General features: G+C 56.4%; 19 protein-coding genes and 1 pseudogene. 13 read left to right on the top strand and 7 right to left on the bottom strand.

Annotated features, from left to right (window positions below):
• Window positions 1-4: 4 nt before the first annotated feature.
• From PSH73_RS11550 to PSH73_RS11575, 6 genes are all read left to right on the top strand, one after another.
• Window positions 5-373, top strand: a complete 369-nt coding sequence (locus PSH73_RS11550) for a hypothetical protein (RefSeq protein ID WP_169955583.1) — start codon at window positions 5-7, stop codon at window positions 371-373.
• Between the two features lie 141 nt (window positions 374-514).
• Window positions 515-1543: a hypothetical protein gene (locus PSH73_RS11555; RefSeq protein ID WP_305462532.1), complete on the top strand. Its 1029-nt coding sequence runs from the start codon at window positions 515-517 to the stop codon at window positions 1541-1543.
• 290 nt (window positions 1544-1833) lie between these two features.
• Window positions 1834-2331, top strand: a complete 498-nt coding sequence (locus PSH73_RS11560; protein ID WP_305462534.1) for a hypothetical protein — start codon at window positions 1834-1836, stop codon at window positions 2329-2331.
• Between the two features lie 30 nt (window positions 2332-2361).
• Entirely contained in the window at window positions 2362-2952 is a 591-nt protein-coding gene (locus PSH73_RS11565; RefSeq protein ID WP_305462536.1) for a hypothetical protein, read from the top strand.
• Between the two features lie 388 nt (window positions 2953-3340).
• Complete coding sequence (locus PSH73_RS11570) at window positions 3341-4057, top strand: recombinase family protein (protein WP_305462538.1); 717 nt, start codon at window positions 3341-3343, stop codon at window positions 4055-4057.
• Window positions 4058-4320: 263 nt separating this feature from the next.
• Entirely contained in the window at window positions 4321-5034 is a 714-nt protein-coding gene (locus PSH73_RS11575; protein ID WP_305462540.1) for a hypothetical protein, read from the top strand.
• A gap of 60 nt (window positions 5035-5094) precedes the next feature.
• Here PSH73_RS11575 and PSH73_RS11580 read toward each other — a convergent pair whose 3' ends face one another.
• The 3 genes and pseudogenes from PSH73_RS11580 to PSH73_RS11590 form a co-directional block, all read right to left on the bottom strand.
• Window positions 5095-5334 carry a hypothetical protein gene (locus tag PSH73_RS11580; RefSeq protein WP_057959633.1) on the bottom strand — a complete coding sequence of 80 codons (240 nt, stop codon included), beginning with the start codon at window positions 5332-5334 and terminating at the stop codon, window positions 5095-5097.
• A 59-nt stretch (window positions 5335-5393) separates the two neighbouring features.
• Window positions 5394-5648: a hypothetical protein gene (locus tag PSH73_RS11585; RefSeq protein WP_305462542.1), complete on the bottom strand. Its 255-nt coding sequence runs from the start codon at window positions 5646-5648 to the stop codon at window positions 5394-5396.
• A 46-nt stretch (window positions 5649-5694) separates the two neighbouring features.
• Window positions 5695-6015 (bottom strand): annotated as a pseudogene (locus PSH73_RS11590) (MFS transporter); the annotation flags it as partial.
• A gap of 170 nt (window positions 6016-6185) precedes the next feature.
• Here PSH73_RS11590 and PSH73_RS11595 point away from each other — a divergent pair.
• The 3 genes from PSH73_RS11595 to PSH73_RS11605 all read left to right on the top strand — a co-directional run bounded on the left by PSH73_RS11595 (window position 6186) and on the right by PSH73_RS11605 (window position 9120).
• Window positions 6186-7286 (top strand): sugar diacid recognition domain-containing protein, encoded by a 1101-nt coding sequence (locus tag PSH73_RS11595; protein ID WP_057959635.1) that lies wholly within the window; start codon window positions 6186-6188, stop codon window positions 7284-7286.
• A 112-nt stretch (window positions 7287-7398) separates the two neighbouring features.
• Window positions 7399-8547 carry a glycerate kinase gene (locus PSH73_RS11600; protein WP_305462544.1) on the top strand — a complete coding sequence of 383 codons (1149 nt, stop codon included), beginning with the start codon at window positions 7399-7401 and terminating at the stop codon, window positions 8545-8547.
• Window positions 8548-8607: 60 nt separating this feature from the next.
• On the top strand, window positions 8608-9120 hold the full coding sequence (locus PSH73_RS11605; RefSeq protein ID WP_115128132.1) for a GNAT family N-acetyltransferase: 513 nt from the start codon (window positions 8608-8610) through the stop codon (window positions 9118-9120).
• Here the strand turns inward: PSH73_RS11605 and PSH73_RS11610 are convergent.
• Window positions 9108-9809 (bottom strand): aspartate/glutamate racemase family protein, encoded by a 702-nt coding sequence (locus PSH73_RS11610; RefSeq protein WP_170045622.1) that lies wholly within the window; start codon window positions 9807-9809, stop codon window positions 9108-9110. The genes PSH73_RS11605 and PSH73_RS11610 overlap by 13 nt on opposite strands.
• 119 nt (window positions 9810-9928) lie before the next feature.
• Between PSH73_RS11610 and PSH73_RS11615 the strand changes: the two genes are divergently transcribed.
• Window positions 9929-10423, top strand: coding sequence for a hypothetical protein (locus PSH73_RS11615; RefSeq protein ID WP_057440074.1), 495 nt, complete (start codon window positions 9929-9931; stop codon window positions 10421-10423).
• Between the two features lie 1039 nt (window positions 10424-11462).
• Here PSH73_RS11615 and PSH73_RS11620 read toward each other — a convergent pair.
• A complete protein-coding gene (locus PSH73_RS11620; protein WP_120732912.1) occupies window positions 11463-11684 on the bottom strand; it encodes a cbb3-type cytochrome c oxidase subunit 3 in 222 nt (73 codons plus the stop codon).
• The gene (gene ccoN, locus PSH73_RS11625) at window positions 11684-13111 is read right to left on the bottom strand and encodes a cytochrome-c oxidase, cbb3-type subunit I (protein ID WP_169961003.1); all 1428 of its coding nucleotides are present in this window, start codon (window positions 13109-13111) and stop codon (window positions 11684-11686) included. Before ccoN ends, PSH73_RS11620 begins: the two co-directional genes overlap by 1 nt.
• A gap of 239 nt (window positions 13112-13350) precedes the next feature.
• On the opposite strand from ccoN, the gene PSH73_RS11630 reads away from it, so the two are divergent.
• The 3 genes from PSH73_RS11630 to PSH73_RS11640 all read left to right on the top strand — a co-directional run bounded on the left by PSH73_RS11630 (window position 13351) and on the right by PSH73_RS11640 (window position 16325).
• Complete coding sequence (locus PSH73_RS11630) at window positions 13351-15021, top strand: nitrite/sulfite reductase (RefSeq protein ID WP_305462547.1); 1671 nt, start codon at window positions 13351-13353, stop codon at window positions 15019-15021.
• A complete protein-coding gene (locus PSH73_RS11635) occupies window positions 15018-15512 on the top strand; it encodes a DUF934 domain-containing protein (RefSeq protein WP_057959766.1) in 495 nt (164 codons plus the stop codon). The genes PSH73_RS11630 and PSH73_RS11635 overlap by 4 nt, the downstream gene beginning before the upstream one ends.
• A gap of 141 nt (window positions 15513-15653) precedes the next feature.
• A complete protein-coding gene (locus PSH73_RS11640) occupies window positions 15654-16325 on the top strand; it encodes a DUF3313 domain-containing protein (protein WP_057959765.1) in 672 nt (223 codons plus the stop codon).
• A gap of 123 nt (window positions 16326-16448) precedes the next feature.
• Here the strand turns inward: PSH73_RS11640 and PSH73_RS11645 are convergent, their stop codons facing one another.
• Window positions 16449-16811, bottom strand: coding sequence for a response regulator (locus tag PSH73_RS11645; protein WP_057959764.1), 363 nt, complete (start codon window positions 16809-16811; stop codon window positions 16449-16451).
• Window positions 16812-16951: the final 140 nt, after the last annotated feature.

Genomic DNA, 16951 nt, shown 5'->3' on the forward strand with positions numbered 1-16951 from the left:
GGTGATGACAAAAGCACAATTTCATGTGCTGCTTCTCGTTATCGTTTTATCTTTCTTTGGTCTTGCTAGTGGTAACTGGTATGTCGTCGCAAAGATGGAGTACCGGATTCGTCAAGACTTTATCATGCTTGTAGATCGTGTAGACCGTTTTGAGGATAAATCAAAGCTCTACACTGATTTGCTCGGCACTCGTCAAGCCGAAGTAAGAAGTATATCGGAACACTTCAAGACGATGATTTTTGCTGAACAATCGTTAAGGGTTGGGGCGCTTCGTGATGATGTTCCCAGCATAGCGCGAAAGGTAATCGCTGAAGAGTGCGGCAAACTACTGGTCTGTAAATACAGGCCAGTCCCAAAACAACAATCTCCATGAGGTCAAATATGAAGACTTTCTACATTACATGCAAGGTTTGTGGTCATGGCTTTTCTAGCCTGAAACTTAAACAGTATTGCAGCGAAATATGCCGTAAATCTAAAACCAATAATGACACTTTAGCAAAAGGAAACGATCCGTATGGAACAGCCAAACAAAGCCAAGACAAGTAAATCGTCAGCAATTCAGAAGCGTTGCAAACATTGTAAGTATCGCTTCCGTGGTGCTAAGTCTAAAGTCTACTGTAGCGATACATGTCGCTATGCAGCTGGAAATGCTAAGCAACGGAACAACACAGAAAAGCGTTTGTTCCGTGCCCAAGGTAGTGCTTTCTTCTACTGGGTGGCTCAACAGGTAATCCGCTCAGGTAGTTTACAGATTCTTGAAGGTCACACATTGACCACAATGATTGATCTTTACAACCTGTTCAAAGACTCCATCAAAATGAATGGTACGGGTAGTACGGACCGTCTATATGTTCTTTCACATATCTATGCCGCTAACCCTGATAGCTCATCAGAGGCCATAGGAGCCTTGTTTGCAGATAATCTGATCATCTGCCCAGCTCTCGATAATCAACGCCACAGCAATGCCTTTAAAGAGGGCGCAGGACGTTCTATTTCACGCCGCTCTTTGAAGCATGAACATCATGTTAGTGAAGATGAATCGCCTAAGTCAGTTATCAAACGTATCGTGTCTTTCTTGGGTGATGACTTTGTGGAGAAGGTGGTAGTAAAGGCCAAGATTCAGCCAACAGCTCGTGTGAAACTCTTTGCTTGGTTTGAGGCTAATGGAATCAAAGCTCCAGCCTCCAGCGTATCAACCCAACAACTTCAAGCTTTGAAAGATAAACACATGGGCAAGGAAGGTAAGGGATTCTCATATAAGTTAAAGGCTTACACTCCGACTGAAGTATATCTTGCTGAAATGGAACGTCTGAACGCTTCTGAAGAAGCTCAGCTTTACTTGAAGGGCGTTATCTGGCTTAGCCTCGTTGACATTCCTCATGAGGTAATTGCCAAAGCACACATGGTCTGCTTCAAGTGGCTTCACCAGGAAATCCCAGACGCTACTCCACACCTTGCTCACTTCCTGAAGTCGTACATTGACATCGCCACTTTGGTAGATGACACAGACTACGCTAGCTTTGATTCCTCACTTCCGTATTAAAAGAAGCTGCTCACTAGTAGAGATATGACTAAAGTAAAACACATGGAAAATGCTCTACAGCCCTGATTCCATAAGGCGTTCAGCTTATTTCATGTGTGACAAACTATTGTCCTCTCTACGATCCAAATAGCCGCTAGCGGCCCACATCACTGAATACTCATTCAACATGAATACTCCCATCCCCACGCCCTAGCCTCATACGCTGGGGCTTTCTTCTGCCTACGGTTTCTATTCTGTTTGCTGCATGGCATTCTGCCTTCAATTGATCGGGTGTCTAAAAGGAGTCTGTCGTGGGTAATCGAATGCCGCGTTGGGTGAGCGCAGGATATAAAGCTGCTCCCATTGAAATTATGATGATTCCTGTGATTCATGCCCTTGGACATAAAGACTGTGAGCTGATCCAGCGTGATCGGCGTGCCCTGGATATTCACCACCAAACTGAGACAGGCGCTATCCAGTTCAATGAACTTCATATGATGGAGTTCAATGATCTACTGACGCAATCCTACCTCTGGGTGTTGGGCGCCTATGAAATCATCAGGTCTGTATGTGAGAGGCTTGAGGGCGACCCAAGGCATAGTACTGCCAGGGAAGCCAAGCGCGTTTTCGAACGGGTACGTATGCCGCTAGCCAAGATGGCAACTGCAAACCGCTACAGGGCAGACTCACCAATCGCCTATCCAGCCTTAAACTTGGACCACGGTATCGCTTGGCAGGTGCAGGAAACGGTCTTCATTACCCGGTATGAACTGTCTGACACCTTTCTTAATTTCCTTGAGTCATTGTGAGCAAAATGTCGCTTGATATCGGAGGCTAGGGTGAGCGAAGAAAGTAATGTTGATAATCTCAAGCGTTTCGTCCAAAGGGCGGAACGGATAGTTTCTAGCGCTTTTTGGGGCTGGATGACAGTTAGGCGTGGTCAGCCTGATATGGATCGCATTATCGCTGGAGATTGGCTCGCTCATGATGGTCTTAACATTGACGAGCTTGAGGCGTTCTGTCTCAACCTTAGGCTACTAATCCAAGGCCGTGACGGTTTCTGTATTCGTAATATTGGTCTTATCGCTGACGGATGGCCATCTAAGCATGATGATCTTAAAAAAGTAATCCAAGATGCTCGTGCGGAACTACAAAAAAATTTGGATTCCCCTAGTTTGGTAAACATCAAGGATGAGGGTAAGACTACCAAGAAAGAACTATTCGATTTGGTCTTTTATGGTGGAATGGTGCATGAGGATAAAGTAATGCGTCATGAGTTTGACAGGCTCGCAAAATCTGGGCTGTTCTCGTTTTTCTTGTTCCAAGCATTCAAAAGTGTTCTATTTCATTATCGCAATTGTATTCTCCATGTCGGCTGGGCTTCGCTTCAATGGCTTAGACGGGAAGGGTATGTGGACGACGTAGAATAATGTTTAATAAAGTCATCATCGTTGATGATTGCACTTTTATTAACAGGACGATCAATTCCTGTTCTTTCGGGAGAAGTGTATGGGCTGATTGACTGAAAGGCCCATTCCATAAGGGCTTTATCCTTGGGTTGTTAGGCCGGGTACATTTCCGCTCTGTAAAGCTAATTTTTCATTATTTTCAACAATTTAACGCCACCTTTTCACTCGGACGCAGCAGATTGTGTCAATGAATACATTCCTATCACAATGTCACTCGTGATAGGTCATTTCTATTTCAAGCGATTTGTCCAAACGCATCAAATGGAAGACTACGTTTTACAAACGGTTGACGACCGTGCACGGTTTGTAGATAATGCTTTCACACACACACAAATGCAGAGCTGGTGAAATGAAAGTCGTAGCCTACTACCGCGTCTCTACATCCAAGCAGGAACGTTCTGGTCTGGGTTTGGAAGCTCAACAGGCATACGTTCGTCAAGCTGCTGAAAAAATGGGTTGGGAAGTCGTAGAAAGCTATACAGACGTAGTAAGCGGCAAGGTTGACCCAAGCCAACGCCCTGAATGCTCTAAGGCTCTGGCAGCCTGTAAAGCCCTTGGTGCTGTGCTGGTAGTCGCTAAGCTGGATCGCTTGAGCCGTACTGTGAGTCACATCAGCCGCTTGATGGAAACTACAGTTTTCAAAGTAGCCACCATGCCAGAGGCTGACAGCTTCCAACTACATATCTATGCAGCCTTGGCAGAGCAAGAGAGAAAGTTCATCAGCCAGCGTACACGCGAAGGCTTACAAGCTCTCAAGGCTAGGGCTGCACAGGGTGACGTAGAGAGTGTTGCTAAGCTCAACAAACAAGTGGAAGCAAGACGTAAGACAGCATTACAGAACACGATTGCAGTAGCTACACAGGCAGTCGTAGACAAGGCTGACAAGGTGAGCCAGTCATACGCCGACGCTATCAAGTCTGCCATGTTTGATGGTGTGTCTACCCTGTCTGCATTGGCTGAACGCTTCAACACGCTCAAGCTGCCTTCTAGTCGTGGTGTTGTAGGCAATTGGCAAGCCGTTCAGGTAGATCGCCTGTGCAAGCGTCTTGGTATTGCCTTTCCTTGATGGTGTGATGGCCGTCTTCTGTGCTGATCGACACGGCCACAGATATTTTGATTTTGCGTAGCTTCAGCATTGGCCTCTGTGCTTCCTGTTAAGTACATAAGAGAGAACATCCGTTTTGAAACGTGGTTTCCATGCAGATATATTTTCCGAGACAAAATGAAAGGGCTCCATAAGGAGCCCTTATTTTTTGGCGGAAAATTGGTGCGTTAATACACGTTTTAGGCTTGTGATATCATGACGCCTCTACAGCAGGAGAGAGCGACATGGGGATTGATGATGTTGACGGTGACTTCAAGAAGGCTAGAGCTTTTCTGCTGACTTACTCTACGTTGATTTTAATTTTATGGTATTTTTCTGTTGATTTGAAAGGTTTCAACTTTCTCGGTGTGGCTATCGAGATTAGAGATAATGTTGAAAATGTTCATCTTGTAGCGGCGTTAGGTAACTTGTATTTTCTTATTCGGTTCTTTCAGAAAGCTCCGAGTGGTAGTTTCAAATTAGATAGTGATATGGTCTCTGTTTTTGAGTCTGCACTGAAAACTGTTGCTCCCTATGTGTATATGCGGATGCTCTATAGCTCTATGGTTGAGGTTTCTGGTATAGATGGTGTCAGAGGTAAGTTTAGGAAGTTTGAGAAAGATGTAACCATGGGGCATCAATTGGCAGATACGGGGTCTTCAGTATTAAAGTATATTTACTACAGGAATCCTGAGCGTGCCAAACGTGTTGAGCTGTCTATGAGCGTGGCCTTTTTGTATTTTAGGGACGGGGTTGAGCGCATTGGCCAAGTCAAAGGCAAGCGAATAGTTCCAGGGGTTGCTTTGATTTTGTTTTGTAGGATTTATGCATTCATCAAGGGCTCGCTCATCACTGCTTGGTTCACTGATTACATTCTTCCGGTTTTATATGCTTTGGCTTCTATTGTTGTTTCACTTCTTGCATGGTGCCAAGTTAATCATGTGTATTTAGTTTGCTAATCAAGTATTTTCTATAAAAGAAAGCCCCTGAGTTTAGGGGCTTTTGCTAGCTGTACGTGATTAACGATTGTTAAGTTTCTTCAGTTCATCAAGTATTCCAGTTAGGACAAACCAAAAGCCATATAGTAACGCCCATCCTACAACTGCCCCAAGTCCTGCCAGTGCAACTGTCCATATCCTATCTACGGGTACGAAGACGGAAACAATAAGAACTATTATCAAAATTAAGAAAAAAGCGGCGAAAGCCATGAAGTTGTTAATGCGAATAGCCAAATTTCTAATGTTCTGTCTGATGCTCATGTGTTGCTCCTTATTGTGAGCTTTCTATTCTTGCTGGCAGATAGCCATGCTAGCACCGCTTAGGCATGACGAGTACGAATGACAGCTAGTTTCTTGATTGCGGCCAACTTCTGGGCGGTGCTTGCACCCTTGGAGTAGACGTCCTGAGTCACAGACCAATCAGAAGCAGCACCATAAAGAGGTAGTGGAGCAAAGAAGCCACGTTCTGTTTGAGCGTCTGCCGTCTCTTGGCTTGGATGGTTTTTTTGGATGGGTTGGCGTAGGCGGGACAGGGGAGAAGGCCCTTTATCTGCGGGACGCTGTTCGTTTTTCATGTATAGACACCTTAGAGATTTATGGGTGTCTTTTTGCAACTATTTACAGGCAGGTGGACAGGGTGCCCCAGGTGATCATCATCAGCGCAATCCAGCGCCGTGGACCGAACTTGGTCAACGCCAGGTTGCTCGGCACGCCGCACAGCACGTAGCCGATAAAGAAGATCCCGGCCCCGAGGCCATACACGGTCTCGCTGAACTTCAAGGCGTCGAGCATCTGCAACTTGGCGAAGCCGACGTTGACGCGGTCCAGGTAGTTGAACAGGTAGCAGATGAAAATGAAGGGGATCAAGCGCAGGGTGATGCGCTTGTAGACGGCGTTTTTGTCGTCATCGTTGGCCAGGGTAGCGGCGGCGCTCTGTGACATGGCGTTCTCTCTTTATTATGATTTTTCGCGATGCGCGGGTAACGTTGATCGCCCCAAGAGTCTCGGTCACGGGACGGTGCCATGTCTTTGTGCCCCCGCACAGCGATCCATCCATTGCGCTGTGCCTTTGAACAATCGCGTAATGCAGCGCTTTCAAGGAATTTAGCCCCATGTTCGAACTCGATCATGACTTGGCGCAGGATATCGTCAATCGCACGATGGCCATTTTGCCCTATAACGTCAACGTCATGGACAGCCAGGGCCTGATCCTCGGCAGCGGCGAACCGGAGCGCATCAACACCCGCCATGAAGGCGCGCAGTTGGTTCTGGCCAACGGTCGCGTGGTGGAAATCGACAGCCAGACCGCCAAGCACCTCAAGGGTGTCGCGCCGGGGATCAATCTGCCGCTGCTGCATGATCAGCGCCTGATCGGCGTGCTGGGCATCAGTGGTGAACCGCAGTTGCTGCGCACCTATGCCGAACTGGTGCGCATGACCGCCGAGATGCTGGTCAGCCAGCGCCATCAACAGGCGGAGCAGCAATGGCGACGCCAACGTTGTGATGATCTGCTGGCGTTGCTGCTGGCCGACAGCGGCGAATCGCCGCGCCTGGTGGATGAGGCCCAGCAACTGGGGCTCAAGCCGCAGTTGCCGCGCACCCCCTATCTGTTTGAACTGGGCCCGGGGCAGACCGCCGAAGCCCTGGCAGCCTGGCTGGCCTCCCGATACCCGGACAGTTGGTGCGTCAGCTCCGCAGAGTTTTCGTTGCTGTGGTGCCGCCCGGCGGCGGTGCCGATGGACAACCCGCGCCTGCTGGAAAAACTCGAGGCCTCGGGCTGGAACATCCTGCGGGTCGCCGTGGGTGGCCAGGCCGATGGGTTGGCCGGCTTGCGCCGCTGTTATCGGCGGGTGGCGGACTTGCTCGCCTATGGCCGCGACGTACTGCCCCAGTCACGCCTGCTGACCCTCAACCGCTATCGGTTGCCGGTGATGCTCTGGCGCCATCGCAACGACGACGCCCTCGACGAACTGCTCAACCCGTTACGCAAGGTCCTGGCCAAGGACGCCAACGGCCAACTGCAGGCAACGCTGCGCAGCTGGTGCGAACACGACGGGCAAAGCCAAGCGTGCGCCGACGCCCTGGGCATCCACCGCAACAGCCTGCGCTACCGCATGGAGCGCATTGCCGAATTGAGCGGTGTCGATCCCCTGACCTTGGATGGCATGCTCGCGCTGTACCTGGGGGTGCAACTGCTGCCGCAAACCCTGTAGGAGGCGCTTTTGTAGAAATGAACAACAAACCCCTGCCACGCTTGTGCATTGGACAGGCGTCATTGCCGGTGCCAACTGGCAGCATGGGCGTCATAAAAACCGGAGAAAGCCCATGAAAGTCATCATCGCCCCCGACTCATTCAAGGACAGCCTGAGTGCCGAAGGCGTGGCCCAGGCCATTGCCCAAGGGTTGGCCCAGGTCTGGCCGGATGCCGAACTGATCCAGTGCCCGATGGCGGACGGTGGTGAAGGCACGGTGGAGTCGGTGCTCGCGGCCTGCCACGGGCAATTGCGCAGTTGCACCGTGCAAGGCCCGTTGGGCGGCACCGTTGAGGCGCACTGGGGCTGGTTGGCTGAAAGTGCCACGGCAATCATCGAAATGGCCGAAGCCAGCGGCCTGCAACGGGTCCCGCCGGGGCAGCGTGATGCCTGCTCCAGCAGCACCTTCGGTACGGGTGAGCTGGTCCGCGCCGCCCTGGACGCCGGGGCACAGCGGATCATCCTGGCGATTGGCGGCAGCGCCACCAATGACGGCGGCGCCGGAGCCATGCAGGCCCTGGGCGTGCAACTGCTCGACGCCCAAGGCATACCCCTTGCGCGCGGCGGCCTGGCCCTGGCGCAGCTGGCGCGGATCAAGCTTGAGCAGTTGGACCCGCGCCTGGCCCAGGTGCGTTTCGATATCGCCGCCGACGTCAACAACCCCCTGTGCGGCCCCCACGGCGCCTCAGCGATTTTCGGCCCGCAAAAAGGCGCCAATCCACACCAAGTCGAGCAACTGGACCAGGCCCTCGGACACTTTGCCGACCAATGCGCCGAGGTGCTGCCCCGAGACATGCGCGACGAGCCGGGCAGCGGCGCGGCCGGTGGTCTGGGCTTTGCCGCCAAGGCCTTCCTCGGCGCGCAGTTTCGCCCGGGTGTGGAGGTGGTCGCCGAACTAGTGGGCCTGGAACACGCCGTGCGCGGCGCCGACCTGGTGATCACCGGCGAAGGCCGCTTCGACGCCCAGACCCTGCGCGGCAAAACCCCCTTTGGCGTGGCGCGGGTGGCCAAGCTGCACGGTGTTCCGGTGATCGTGATCGCCGGCACGCTGGGCGAGGGCTACGAGCAGATGTACGCCCATGGCGTCGACGCCGCGTTTGCTTTGCCTGGCGGGCCGATGAGCCTGGAGCAGGCCTGCAGCGAAGCACCGCGGTTGCTGCGTGAGCGGGCGGCGGATATTGCGCGGGTGTGGCGCTTGGGCGCGCAACGTAGCCGCGGATGACAGCGCTTGCTGTCGCCGCCTACACTGCTCGGCCACTTGTCTTTCAAAGGATGAAACACAATGCCTACACCTGATTCCACGATCGTGATCCAGCGCTTTGCCGAAAGCCATCTCGAAGGAATGCGTGCGCTCTACAACGACCCGGCCGTGTGCCGTCAGGTGCTGCAGATGCCATTCCAGTCGCTGGAGGTGTGGCGCAAGCGCCTGGCCGATACCAATGAGCGACTGCTCAGGCTGGTGGCGGTGCAGGCGGGCGAGGTCATTGGTAACTGCACCTTGGAGCAATATGCGCGCAGTCGGCAAAGCCATGTCGGCAGTATCGGCATGGGGGTGGCCGTGGCCTGGCAGGGCAAGGGCGTGGGCACCCAGTTGCTGGGCGCGGCGCTGGAGGTGGCCGACAACTGGATGAACCTGCACCGGGTGGAACTGACGGTGTATGTCGACAACGAGCCGGCCCAGGCGTTGTACCGCAAATTCGGTTTCGAGACTGAAGGCCGGCTGCGCGATTACGCTGTGCGCGACGGCGTATTTGTCGACGCCCTGAGCATGGCCCGCCTGCGTCAGACCGCCTGATCCCTCAGGGCAAACGCCACCGCAGCCTGTGCATGCAGCTCGGTGGTGTCGAGCAACGGCAGGTGGCTGTGCTCGGGTTTGATCAGCAGGCCAATTTCGGTACACCCCAGGATAATCGCCTGGGCACCACGGGCTGCGAGGTTGGCAATGGCCTGCTGGTAAACCTGGCGTGAGGCTTCGCTGATCACCCCGACGCACAACTCTTCATAAATGATCCGGTGCACGGCGTGGCGTTCTGCTGCGTCGGGCACCAGCACGTTCAAGCCCTGGGTTGCCAGGCGTGCCTTGAGAAAATCCTGTTCCATGGTAAACGCGGTACCCAGCAGGCCGACGGTCAGGGTATCGGCCTTGACTGCCGCCGCGCCGGCCGCATCGGCAATATGCAGAAACGGCAGCGATACGGCGGCTTCGATCTGTGGCGCCAGCAGATGCATGGTGTTGGTACACAGCACGATGCAGTCGGCGCCACCGGCTTGCAGGCGGCGCGCGGCGTCTTGCAGGATCAGCGCCGCGTCATCCCAGCGCCCGGCGTGCTGGGCCTGTTCCACCGGGCCGAAGTCGACGCTGTACAGCAGGATTTGTGCCGAGCGCAGCGGCCCCAATCGGTCGCGTACCTGCTGGTTGATGATCCGGTAATACTCGGCGCTGGACTCCCAGCTCATGCCGCCGATTAGGCCGATGGTGCGCATGCAAAGCTCCTCAAGCGAATAGGCGAAAGCCACACCTTACCCAACCAGTGAGCGTTAGTCATACGCGGCGCTGCTGCATCTGCCATGATCGTTGTTTGCAGTCCCCGAGGAACACCGCAATGGACGATGTACAGCAATTGGGCGAGATGCTTCGTCACTACGCCGACAGCGAAGCGCACAAGCGCCAGCAGTTCGAGGTGCAGTCAGCCCGCTGGACCCAGAAAATCACTGAGCTGTACGGCGAGATCGAGCAGTGGTTGGCGCCGGTCAAGCGTGATGGTTTGCTGGAGGTGCAGCGTGAGGCTTATGTGGCGTCTGGCCCAAGCGTGCCGGTGGAGACGTCGACTTTCAAGACCGAGAAACTGACCATTCATATCGCAGGCAAACCGGTGGAGTTTGTGCCGGATGTGATGGGGGCGGGTGGGTTGATTTCGTTGTCGGTCATGGGGCTGACTGCTGCTCGCTACGGCAGTATTTCGCTGGTGTTGTTGCCGGGGAATGATGATTGGCTGTGGAAGAAAACCAATGGTTTGAAAGACCCGGACACGTTCACCTTTGATGCCAATTTTCTGGCCTTGCAGTTGCAGAGCCTGATTCCGCGCGAACGGGGCTGATCCCCGGGCAAATGTGGTAGCGGGCTTTTGTGGGCTTGTGTGGGAGCGGGCTTGCCCGCGATAGCGGTGTGTCAGACAAGTGTTCCTAACCTGAGATACCGCCATCGCGGCGTGAGTCTCTACACCACTCTTTTCTGGGTTTGTGTACATATCCGTTGCTGCGGTCACGGCGGCTATTGGTTCCGCCCTTACGGCGGGTCACTTTTGGAAAAGAGCCCGGAGTGCCGGCCCAGCCATAAGTAACCAAAAGGGCTCTTGCCCCACCACTCGGCACCTCGCCTAGGCTCGGTGTGCCCGTCATCCGACATTGATTTGGGGGGCCGCCGCGATGGGCCATCCATGGCCCAGCGCGGCTAACCCGGCGTCCTGCCGGGTTACCCCCCAAATCAATATCGGATGACGGCCAGCGTGGTTTAACGGGGCGCCTCAGATCAAAAGCAAAGCGAGGCGGCCTGACAGCCGACCTGATCGTCGAAGCGTGCGCATATACCTGTGGGAGCTGGCTTGTCGGATCGCCGCATCGCTGCGATGGCGCCGGCACTGCTAGCCTTTATGTTGTCTGACACACCGCTATCGCAGCCTCGCAGGGCGAGACAGCTCCCACAGGGGAATGGAGCTTCGCGCCCCGGCTTTGGCATTGCTGTTGCTGTTGCTCTGCTTTTGATCTGGCTTTTGATCTTGATCTTAGGCGCCCCGTTAAACCACGCTGGCCGCAGGCAGGTATTGCGCAGCGGGCACCCCGGCATGGATGCCGGGGTAGCCGCGACACGGCCAGGGATGGCCGATCGCGGCGGGCCCACGGAGCAATGCCTGACTGCGGGCATGCCGAGCCTAAGCGAGGCACCGAGTGGTGGGGCAAGAGCGCTTTGCTTACTTTGGCGCTCTTCCAAAGTGAGCCGCCGTAAGGGCGGAACCCTAAGTGGCCGTAACCGCAGCAACGGATATGTACTCATTCCCAATAACCAAAAAGAGCGAGTTGTGTAGACACCTATGGCCATCGCGGGCAAGCCCGCTCCCACAAAAAGCCCAACACCGAGCTTTAGAGCTCTACATTACCCCAGCCCGGCCTGGCCTCTTCAGGCGCCACCGCCTTGACCTGCTTGCCCGTCGCCAGCTCCACCCGCCGCGCCACTTCCGGGTCGTCGGCAAACGGTATCAGGCTCGCCTCATCCAGCTCGGTTCCCGATTGCCCGCGCAGGCAGTACTCCACGGCGCCATACAGGCAGATCACCGCCGCCAGGTTGAAAATGACCTCCCACATCAGGCGATCTGCGCATCACTGTGCGCCACCTTCAAGTCAGCCACCCGTACGGTGCGCCAGGTGTTGTAGGCCATCAGCAACATGCCGCCCAGGAAGAACACCCCACCGGCAAACCGCACCACAAACCCCGGGTGGCTGGCCTGCAAGGCCTCGACGAACGAGTAGGTGAGGGTGCCGTCGTCGTTGACCGCCCGCCACATCAGGCCCTGGGTGATGCCATTGACCCACATCGAGGCGATGTACAGCACGGTGCCGATGCTTGCCAGCCAGAAGTGCAGGTTGATCAGCGGCACGCTGTACATCTGCTCGCGGCCGAAGATTTTCGGGATCATGTGGTACAGCGAGCCAAAGGTGATCATCGCCACCCAGCCCAGGGCACCCGCGTGGACGTGGCCGATGGTCCAGTCGGTGTAGTGGGACAGGGCGTTGACCGTCTTGATCGCCATCATCGGCCCCTCAAAGGTCGACATGCCGTAGAACGCCAACGACAACACCAGAAACCGCAGGATCGGGTCGGTGCGCAATTTATGCCAGGCACCCGACAGGGTCATCATGCCGTTGATCATCCCGCCCCAGCTGGGCGCCAGCAGGATCAGTGACATGGCCATGCCTAACGACTGCGCCCAGTCTGGCAGCGCGGTGTAGTGCAGGTGGTGGGGGCCGGCCCAAATGTACAGGGTGATCAGCGCCCAGAAGTGCACGATGGACAGGCGATAGGAATACACCGGTCGCCCGACCTGCTTGGGCACGAAGTAATACATCATCCCCAGGAACCCGGTGGTCAGGAAGAACCCTACTGCGTTATGCCCGTACCACCACTGCACCATGGCGTCGGTGGCGCCGGAATACACCGGGTAGGACTTGAACCAGTCCACCGGGATGGAAAGGTGGTTGACCACGTGCAGCATGGCGATCACCACGATAAACGCGCCGAAAAACCAGTTGCCGACGTAGATGTGCTGGGTCTTGCGTTGCACCACGGTGGTGAAGAACACGATGGCGTAGGCCACCCACACCACAGTCATCCACACTGCGCCGGAGAATTCGATCTCGGCGTATTCCTTGGTGGTGGTGTAGCCCAGGGGCAGGGTGATCAGCATGATCACGATCACCGACTGCCAACCCCAGAACGTAAAGGCGGCGAGCCAGTCGCTGTACAGGCGCACCTGGCAGGTGCGTTGGACCGCGTAGTAGCTGGCGGCAAATTGCGCGCTGCCGGCAAAGCCGAAAATCACCAGGCTGGTGTGCAGCGGCCTTAACCGGCCGAACGTGGTCCAGGGCAGGTCCAGGTTCATGTCCGGCCATACCAGTTGCGAGGCGATCCATACGCCCATGGCCATGCCGATAACGCCCCAAACCACGGTGGCGATGACGAATTGACGGACAACCTTATAGTTATAGGCCTGCCCGGTTGATGCTGTGCTCATGGTCAGTCTTCCACGGTTTCAAGTCCCGGGCACTGTAGGAAATCCATGAAAAACAAAACAGGCTCAGAAAAACTACATTAATACGGATCAGAGTCTATCCCTTAAAACATGGGGTATTCCGTGGCTGATATGGTTTTTTAGTTTTTAGCTGAATCTGTGACGTCTTGAGCTGTAGGTGCATAGTCGCCCCCATAGAAACCGCTGCCGTCGAGCGCGGTCAGCCATGATGAGGTAGCGAGATGTATCGGTACGATGAGTACGACCGGGCTCTGGTCTTCGAGCGTGTGGCGCAGTTTCGTGATCAGGTCGAACGGTTTGTCGCTGGCGACTTGAGCGAAGAGGAATTCCTGCCGCTGCGCCTGCAAAACGGCCTGTACCTGCAAAAGCATGCCTATATGCTGCGGGTGGCGATTCCCTACGGCACCCTCGGTGCGCAGCAGCTGCGCACCCTGGCGAGCATTGCCCGGGATTACGACCGCGGCTACGGCCACTTCACCACGCGCCAGAACATGCAGTTCAACTGGATCGAGTTGCAGCAGGTGCCCGACATCCTCCAGCGCCTGGCCGAAGTCGACATGCATGCGATCCAGACCTCGGGCAACTGCGTGCGCAACATCACCACCGAAGCCTTTGCCGGGGTGGCCGCCGACGAACTGCTGGACCCGCGCCCGCTCGCAGAGATCCTGCGGCAATGGTCGACCATCAACCCCGAATTCCTGTTTTTGCCGCGCAAGTTCAAGATCGCCATCTGCTCGGCGCGCCAGGACCGGGCGGCGATCATGATGCATGACATCGGCCTTTATCTATATCAGGACGCCGACGGCCAGATGCTGTTCCGCGTGCTGGTGGGCGGTGGCCTCGGGCGCACGCCGATCCTCGGCTTGCAGATTCGCGATGGCTTGCCCTGGCAGCATCTGCTGTCGTACGTCGAAGCGGTCCTGCGCGTGTACAACCGCCATGGTCGGCGCGATAACAAATACAAGGCGCGGATCAAGATCCTGGTCAAGGCCCTGGGTATCGAGGCGTTTTCCCAGGAAGTGGAGGAGGAGTGGCAGCACCTGCGCGATGGCCCGGCGCAATTGACCGAGGATGAGTACCAGCGCGTGGCCTCGGCCTTTGTACCGCCGGACTATCAGGCCCTGCCCGATACCGACCTGGATTTTGGCACGCACATGGCCGACAGCCCGGCGTTCGCACGCTGGGTGACACGCAATGTGCAGCCCCACAAAGTACCCGGCTACACCAGTGTGGTGCTGTCCACCAAGCCGGGGATCGCCGCGCCGCCGGGCGACGTGAGTGCCGCGCAGATGGACGCCGTGGCGCAGTGGGCCGAACAGTTCGGCTTCGGTGAAATCCGCACCGCCCATGAACAGAACATCGTGCTGCCGGACGTACCCAAGGCGCAACTGCATGCCTTGTGGACCCTGGCCTGCGAGCAGGGTCTGGGCAGCGCCAATGTCGGCTTGCTGACCGATATCATCGCCTGCCCGGGCGGCGACTTCTGTGCCCTGGCCAACGCCAAGTCGATCCCCATCGCCCAGGCGATCCAGCAGCGCTTCGACAACCTCGACTACCTGCATGACCTGGGTGATATCAGCCTGAACATCTCCGGCTGCATCAATGCCTGTGGGCATCACCATATCGGCAATATCGGCATCCTGGGGGTCGATAAAAATGGCAGCGAGTGGTACCAGGTCACCCTGGGCGGTGCCCAGGGCAAGGCCAGCGCGCTGGGCAAGGTGATTGGCCCATCGTTCAGTGCGGCACAAATCCCGGATGTGATCTCCCGCCTGATCGCCACCTACGTCCGCTACCGGGAGAGTGACGAGCCCTTTATCGACACCGTGCAACGCATCGGCCTGGAGCCGTTCAAGGAGCGGGTGTATGGCAGCGTGGTGCAACCGGCATGAACAATCTGTTGAGCCTGGAACAGGGCGTGGCGCGCATCAAGCACGATGATCCCTGGACCCTGGTGCGCGATGCACAAGTAGCGCTGCCCGAGGGTGCGCTGATTCTGCCGCTGGCCCTGTGGCTGAGCCGGCGCATTGCGCCAGACCCGCCACAGGACGCGGTGTGGCTCGGCCCGGATGATGAAGTGGAACACCTGCAGCCGTGGCTGGATGTGCTGCCGCTGATTGCCCTGGACTTCCCCAGCTTTCGCGATGGCCGAGCCTACAGCCAGGCCTACCTGCTGCGCACCCGCCTGGGCTGGCAGGGTGAGTTGCGGGCGGTGGGGGACGTGCTGCGCGACCAGCTCAGCCATATGCGCCAGTGTGGCTTCGATGGGTTCGCCGTGCGCGAGGACAAGTCGGCCGCAGACGCGCTCAAGGGTCTGGCAGGCATGAGTGTGAGCTATGGCCGCTCGGTGATTGAGCCGCGGCCGCTGTTTCGGCGGCGCTGACGTTAAGCAGGAGCGCCCAGCTGCGGGGCAAATCGAAGCTGCGAAATAACCCGCACTGGGGGGCTGGAGGCAGGTTATTTCTGCAGAATTGGCTATACCTGTAACTTCACGTTTCGGCGATAAACGCCAAGGAGTTGCGCCATGAAGCTAGGGCTGATGATCAGTGCGTTGTGTATTGCCTCACTCGGGGTGGCCGGTTGCGCGAGTAAAGTCCCACAGCCGGACGAGTATTCGGGGTTTCTTTCGGACTACAGCCAGTTGAAGGAAGCCAAGTCGCCATCGGGCGTAGAGGTGATGCGCTGGGTCGATCCCAAGCTGAATCTGAAGCGCTACACCTCGGTGTATATCGAACCGACCCAGTTTTTCCCCAAGCCCCAAGCCACGGCGCAAATCCCCGAAGACACCTTGCGCAGCATCAACGAGTACTACAACCAGGCGCTAAAGCGTGAGCTGGTCAAGTCACTGCCACTGGCCAGCGCTCCGGGCCCCGGGGTGATCGTGGTACGGGCGGCGATCACGGCGGTCAGTCGCAAGACTGAAGGCCTCAAGCCCTATGAGTTCATTCCGGTGGCCTTGGTGGCAGCAGCGGTGAGTACCGGCACGGGGATTCGCGACCAGGAAACCACCTTGGGCACCGAGGCGCAGTTTCTCGATGGTGGCAGTGGGCGGGTGCTTGCCCAGGTTGTGCGCAAAGGCACTGGCAAGCCGCTGGAGAACGATAGCCAGGTCATGAAAGCGGCTGACGTGAAGGGGGTGATAGACGGCTGGGCGGCTGATTTGCACCAGTCCTACTCCAAGTTCAAGGCCAAATAGCGAGCGCGAACAGTGGCTTGTGGCGAGCGGGCTGGCCCCAGTCTCGTTTCAGGGTCGCTTCGCGCCCCAGCGGGAGCAAGCCCCCTCGCCACAACAAGGCCGCCTACGGACACCTGGGTGCGATCAGCCGCCCACCAGCATGCCTTTGACTTTGTCGCGCAGTTGCTCAATGGAGAACGGCTTGGCAATCATCTGCACACCGGCAGGCAACTCAATGTTTTCGGCATAGCCACTGGCAAGCAGGATGGGCAGGGCTGGGCGCAATGTGCAGGTTTTATCCGCCAGTTCCTTGCCATTCATGCCCGGCAGGCCCCAGTCGGTCATCATCAGGTCGATCACATGGGCGCTGTCTTCCAAGAACGCCAGCGCCGCTTCGGCGTCTGCCGCCTCAAGCACCTTGAACTCCAGTTCTTCGAGCACATCGACGATCAACATGCGCACGATGGCGTCGTCTTCGACGACAAGGATGGTGGAGGCTGCGGACATAGTGAGGGTTCCCAGATAGTGGAGGTACAGGTCTTGAGCAGTTGAAAGACCATCCTCTAGTGAGTTGCGTCGATCCCGGCAAGTTCCCGAAACAGGGCGGGCATTGTGCCGATAATCAGGCTTGATGTCCTGGCTGTGTC

The sequence above is a fragment of the Pseudomonas sp. FP2294 genome (assembly GCF_030687625.1).
Lineage (GTDB): Bacteria > Pseudomonadota > Gammaproteobacteria > Pseudomonadales > Pseudomonadaceae > Aquipseudomonas > Aquipseudomonas shahriarae.

What these genes read in the sequence shown, in the direction of transcription:
- PSH73_RS11550 (WP_169955583.1), top strand. Translation starts at nt 5, where the DNA reads ATGACAAAAGCACAATTTCATGTGCTGCTTCTCGTTATCGTTTTATCT.
- PSH73_RS11555 (WP_305462532.1), top strand. Translation starts at nt 515, where the DNA reads ATGGAACAGCCAAACAAAGCCAAGACAAGTAAATCGTCAGCAATTCAG.
- PSH73_RS11570 (WP_305462538.1), top strand. Translation starts at nt 3,341, where the DNA reads ATGAAAGTCGTAGCCTACTACCGCGTCTCTACATCCAAGCAGGAACGT.
- PSH73_RS11575 (WP_305462540.1), top strand. Translation starts at nt 4,321, where the DNA reads ATGGGGATTGATGATGTTGACGGTGACTTCAAGAAGGCTAGAGCTTTT.
- PSH73_RS11580 (WP_057959633.1), bottom strand. Translation starts at nt 5,334, where the DNA reads ATGAGCATCAGACAGAACATTAGAAATTTGGCTATTCGCATTAACAAC.
- PSH73_RS11585 (WP_305462542.1), bottom strand. Translation starts at nt 5,648, where the DNA reads ATGAAAAACGAACAGCGTCCCGCAGATAAAGGGCCTTCTCCCCTGTCC.
- PSH73_RS11595 (WP_057959635.1), top strand. Translation starts at nt 6,186, where the DNA reads ATGTTCGAACTCGATCATGACTTGGCGCAGGATATCGTCAATCGCACG.
- PSH73_RS11600 (WP_305462544.1), top strand. Translation starts at nt 7,399, where the DNA reads ATGAAAGTCATCATCGCCCCCGACTCATTCAAGGACAGCCTGAGTGCC.
- PSH73_RS11605 (WP_115128132.1), top strand. Translation starts at nt 8,608, where the DNA reads ATGCCTACACCTGATTCCACGATCGTGATCCAGCGCTTTGCCGAAAGC.
- PSH73_RS11610 (WP_170045622.1), bottom strand. Translation starts at nt 9,809, where the DNA reads ATGCGCACCATCGGCCTAATCGGCGGCATGAGCTGGGAGTCCAGCGCC.
- PSH73_RS11615 (WP_057440074.1), top strand. Translation starts at nt 9,929, where the DNA reads ATGGACGATGTACAGCAATTGGGCGAGATGCTTCGTCACTACGCCGAC.
- PSH73_RS11620 (WP_120732912.1), bottom strand. Translation starts at nt 11,684, where the DNA reads ATGTGGGAGGTCATTTTCAACCTGGCGGCGGTGATCTGCCTGTATGGC.
- ccoN (WP_169961003.1), bottom strand. Translation starts at nt 13,111, where the DNA reads ATGAGCACAGCATCAACCGGGCAGGCCTATAACTATAAGGTTGTCCGT.
- PSH73_RS11630 (WP_305462547.1), top strand. Translation starts at nt 13,351, where the DNA reads ATGTATCGGTACGATGAGTACGACCGGGCTCTGGTCTTCGAGCGTGTG.
- PSH73_RS11635 (WP_057959766.1), top strand. Translation starts at nt 15,018, where the DNA reads ATGAACAATCTGTTGAGCCTGGAACAGGGCGTGGCGCGCATCAAGCAC.
- PSH73_RS11640 (WP_057959765.1), top strand. Translation starts at nt 15,654, where the DNA reads ATGAAGCTAGGGCTGATGATCAGTGCGTTGTGTATTGCCTCACTCGGG.
- PSH73_RS11645 (WP_057959764.1), bottom strand. Translation starts at nt 16,811, where the DNA reads ATGTCCGCAGCCTCCACCATCCTTGTCGTCGAAGACGACGCCATCGTG.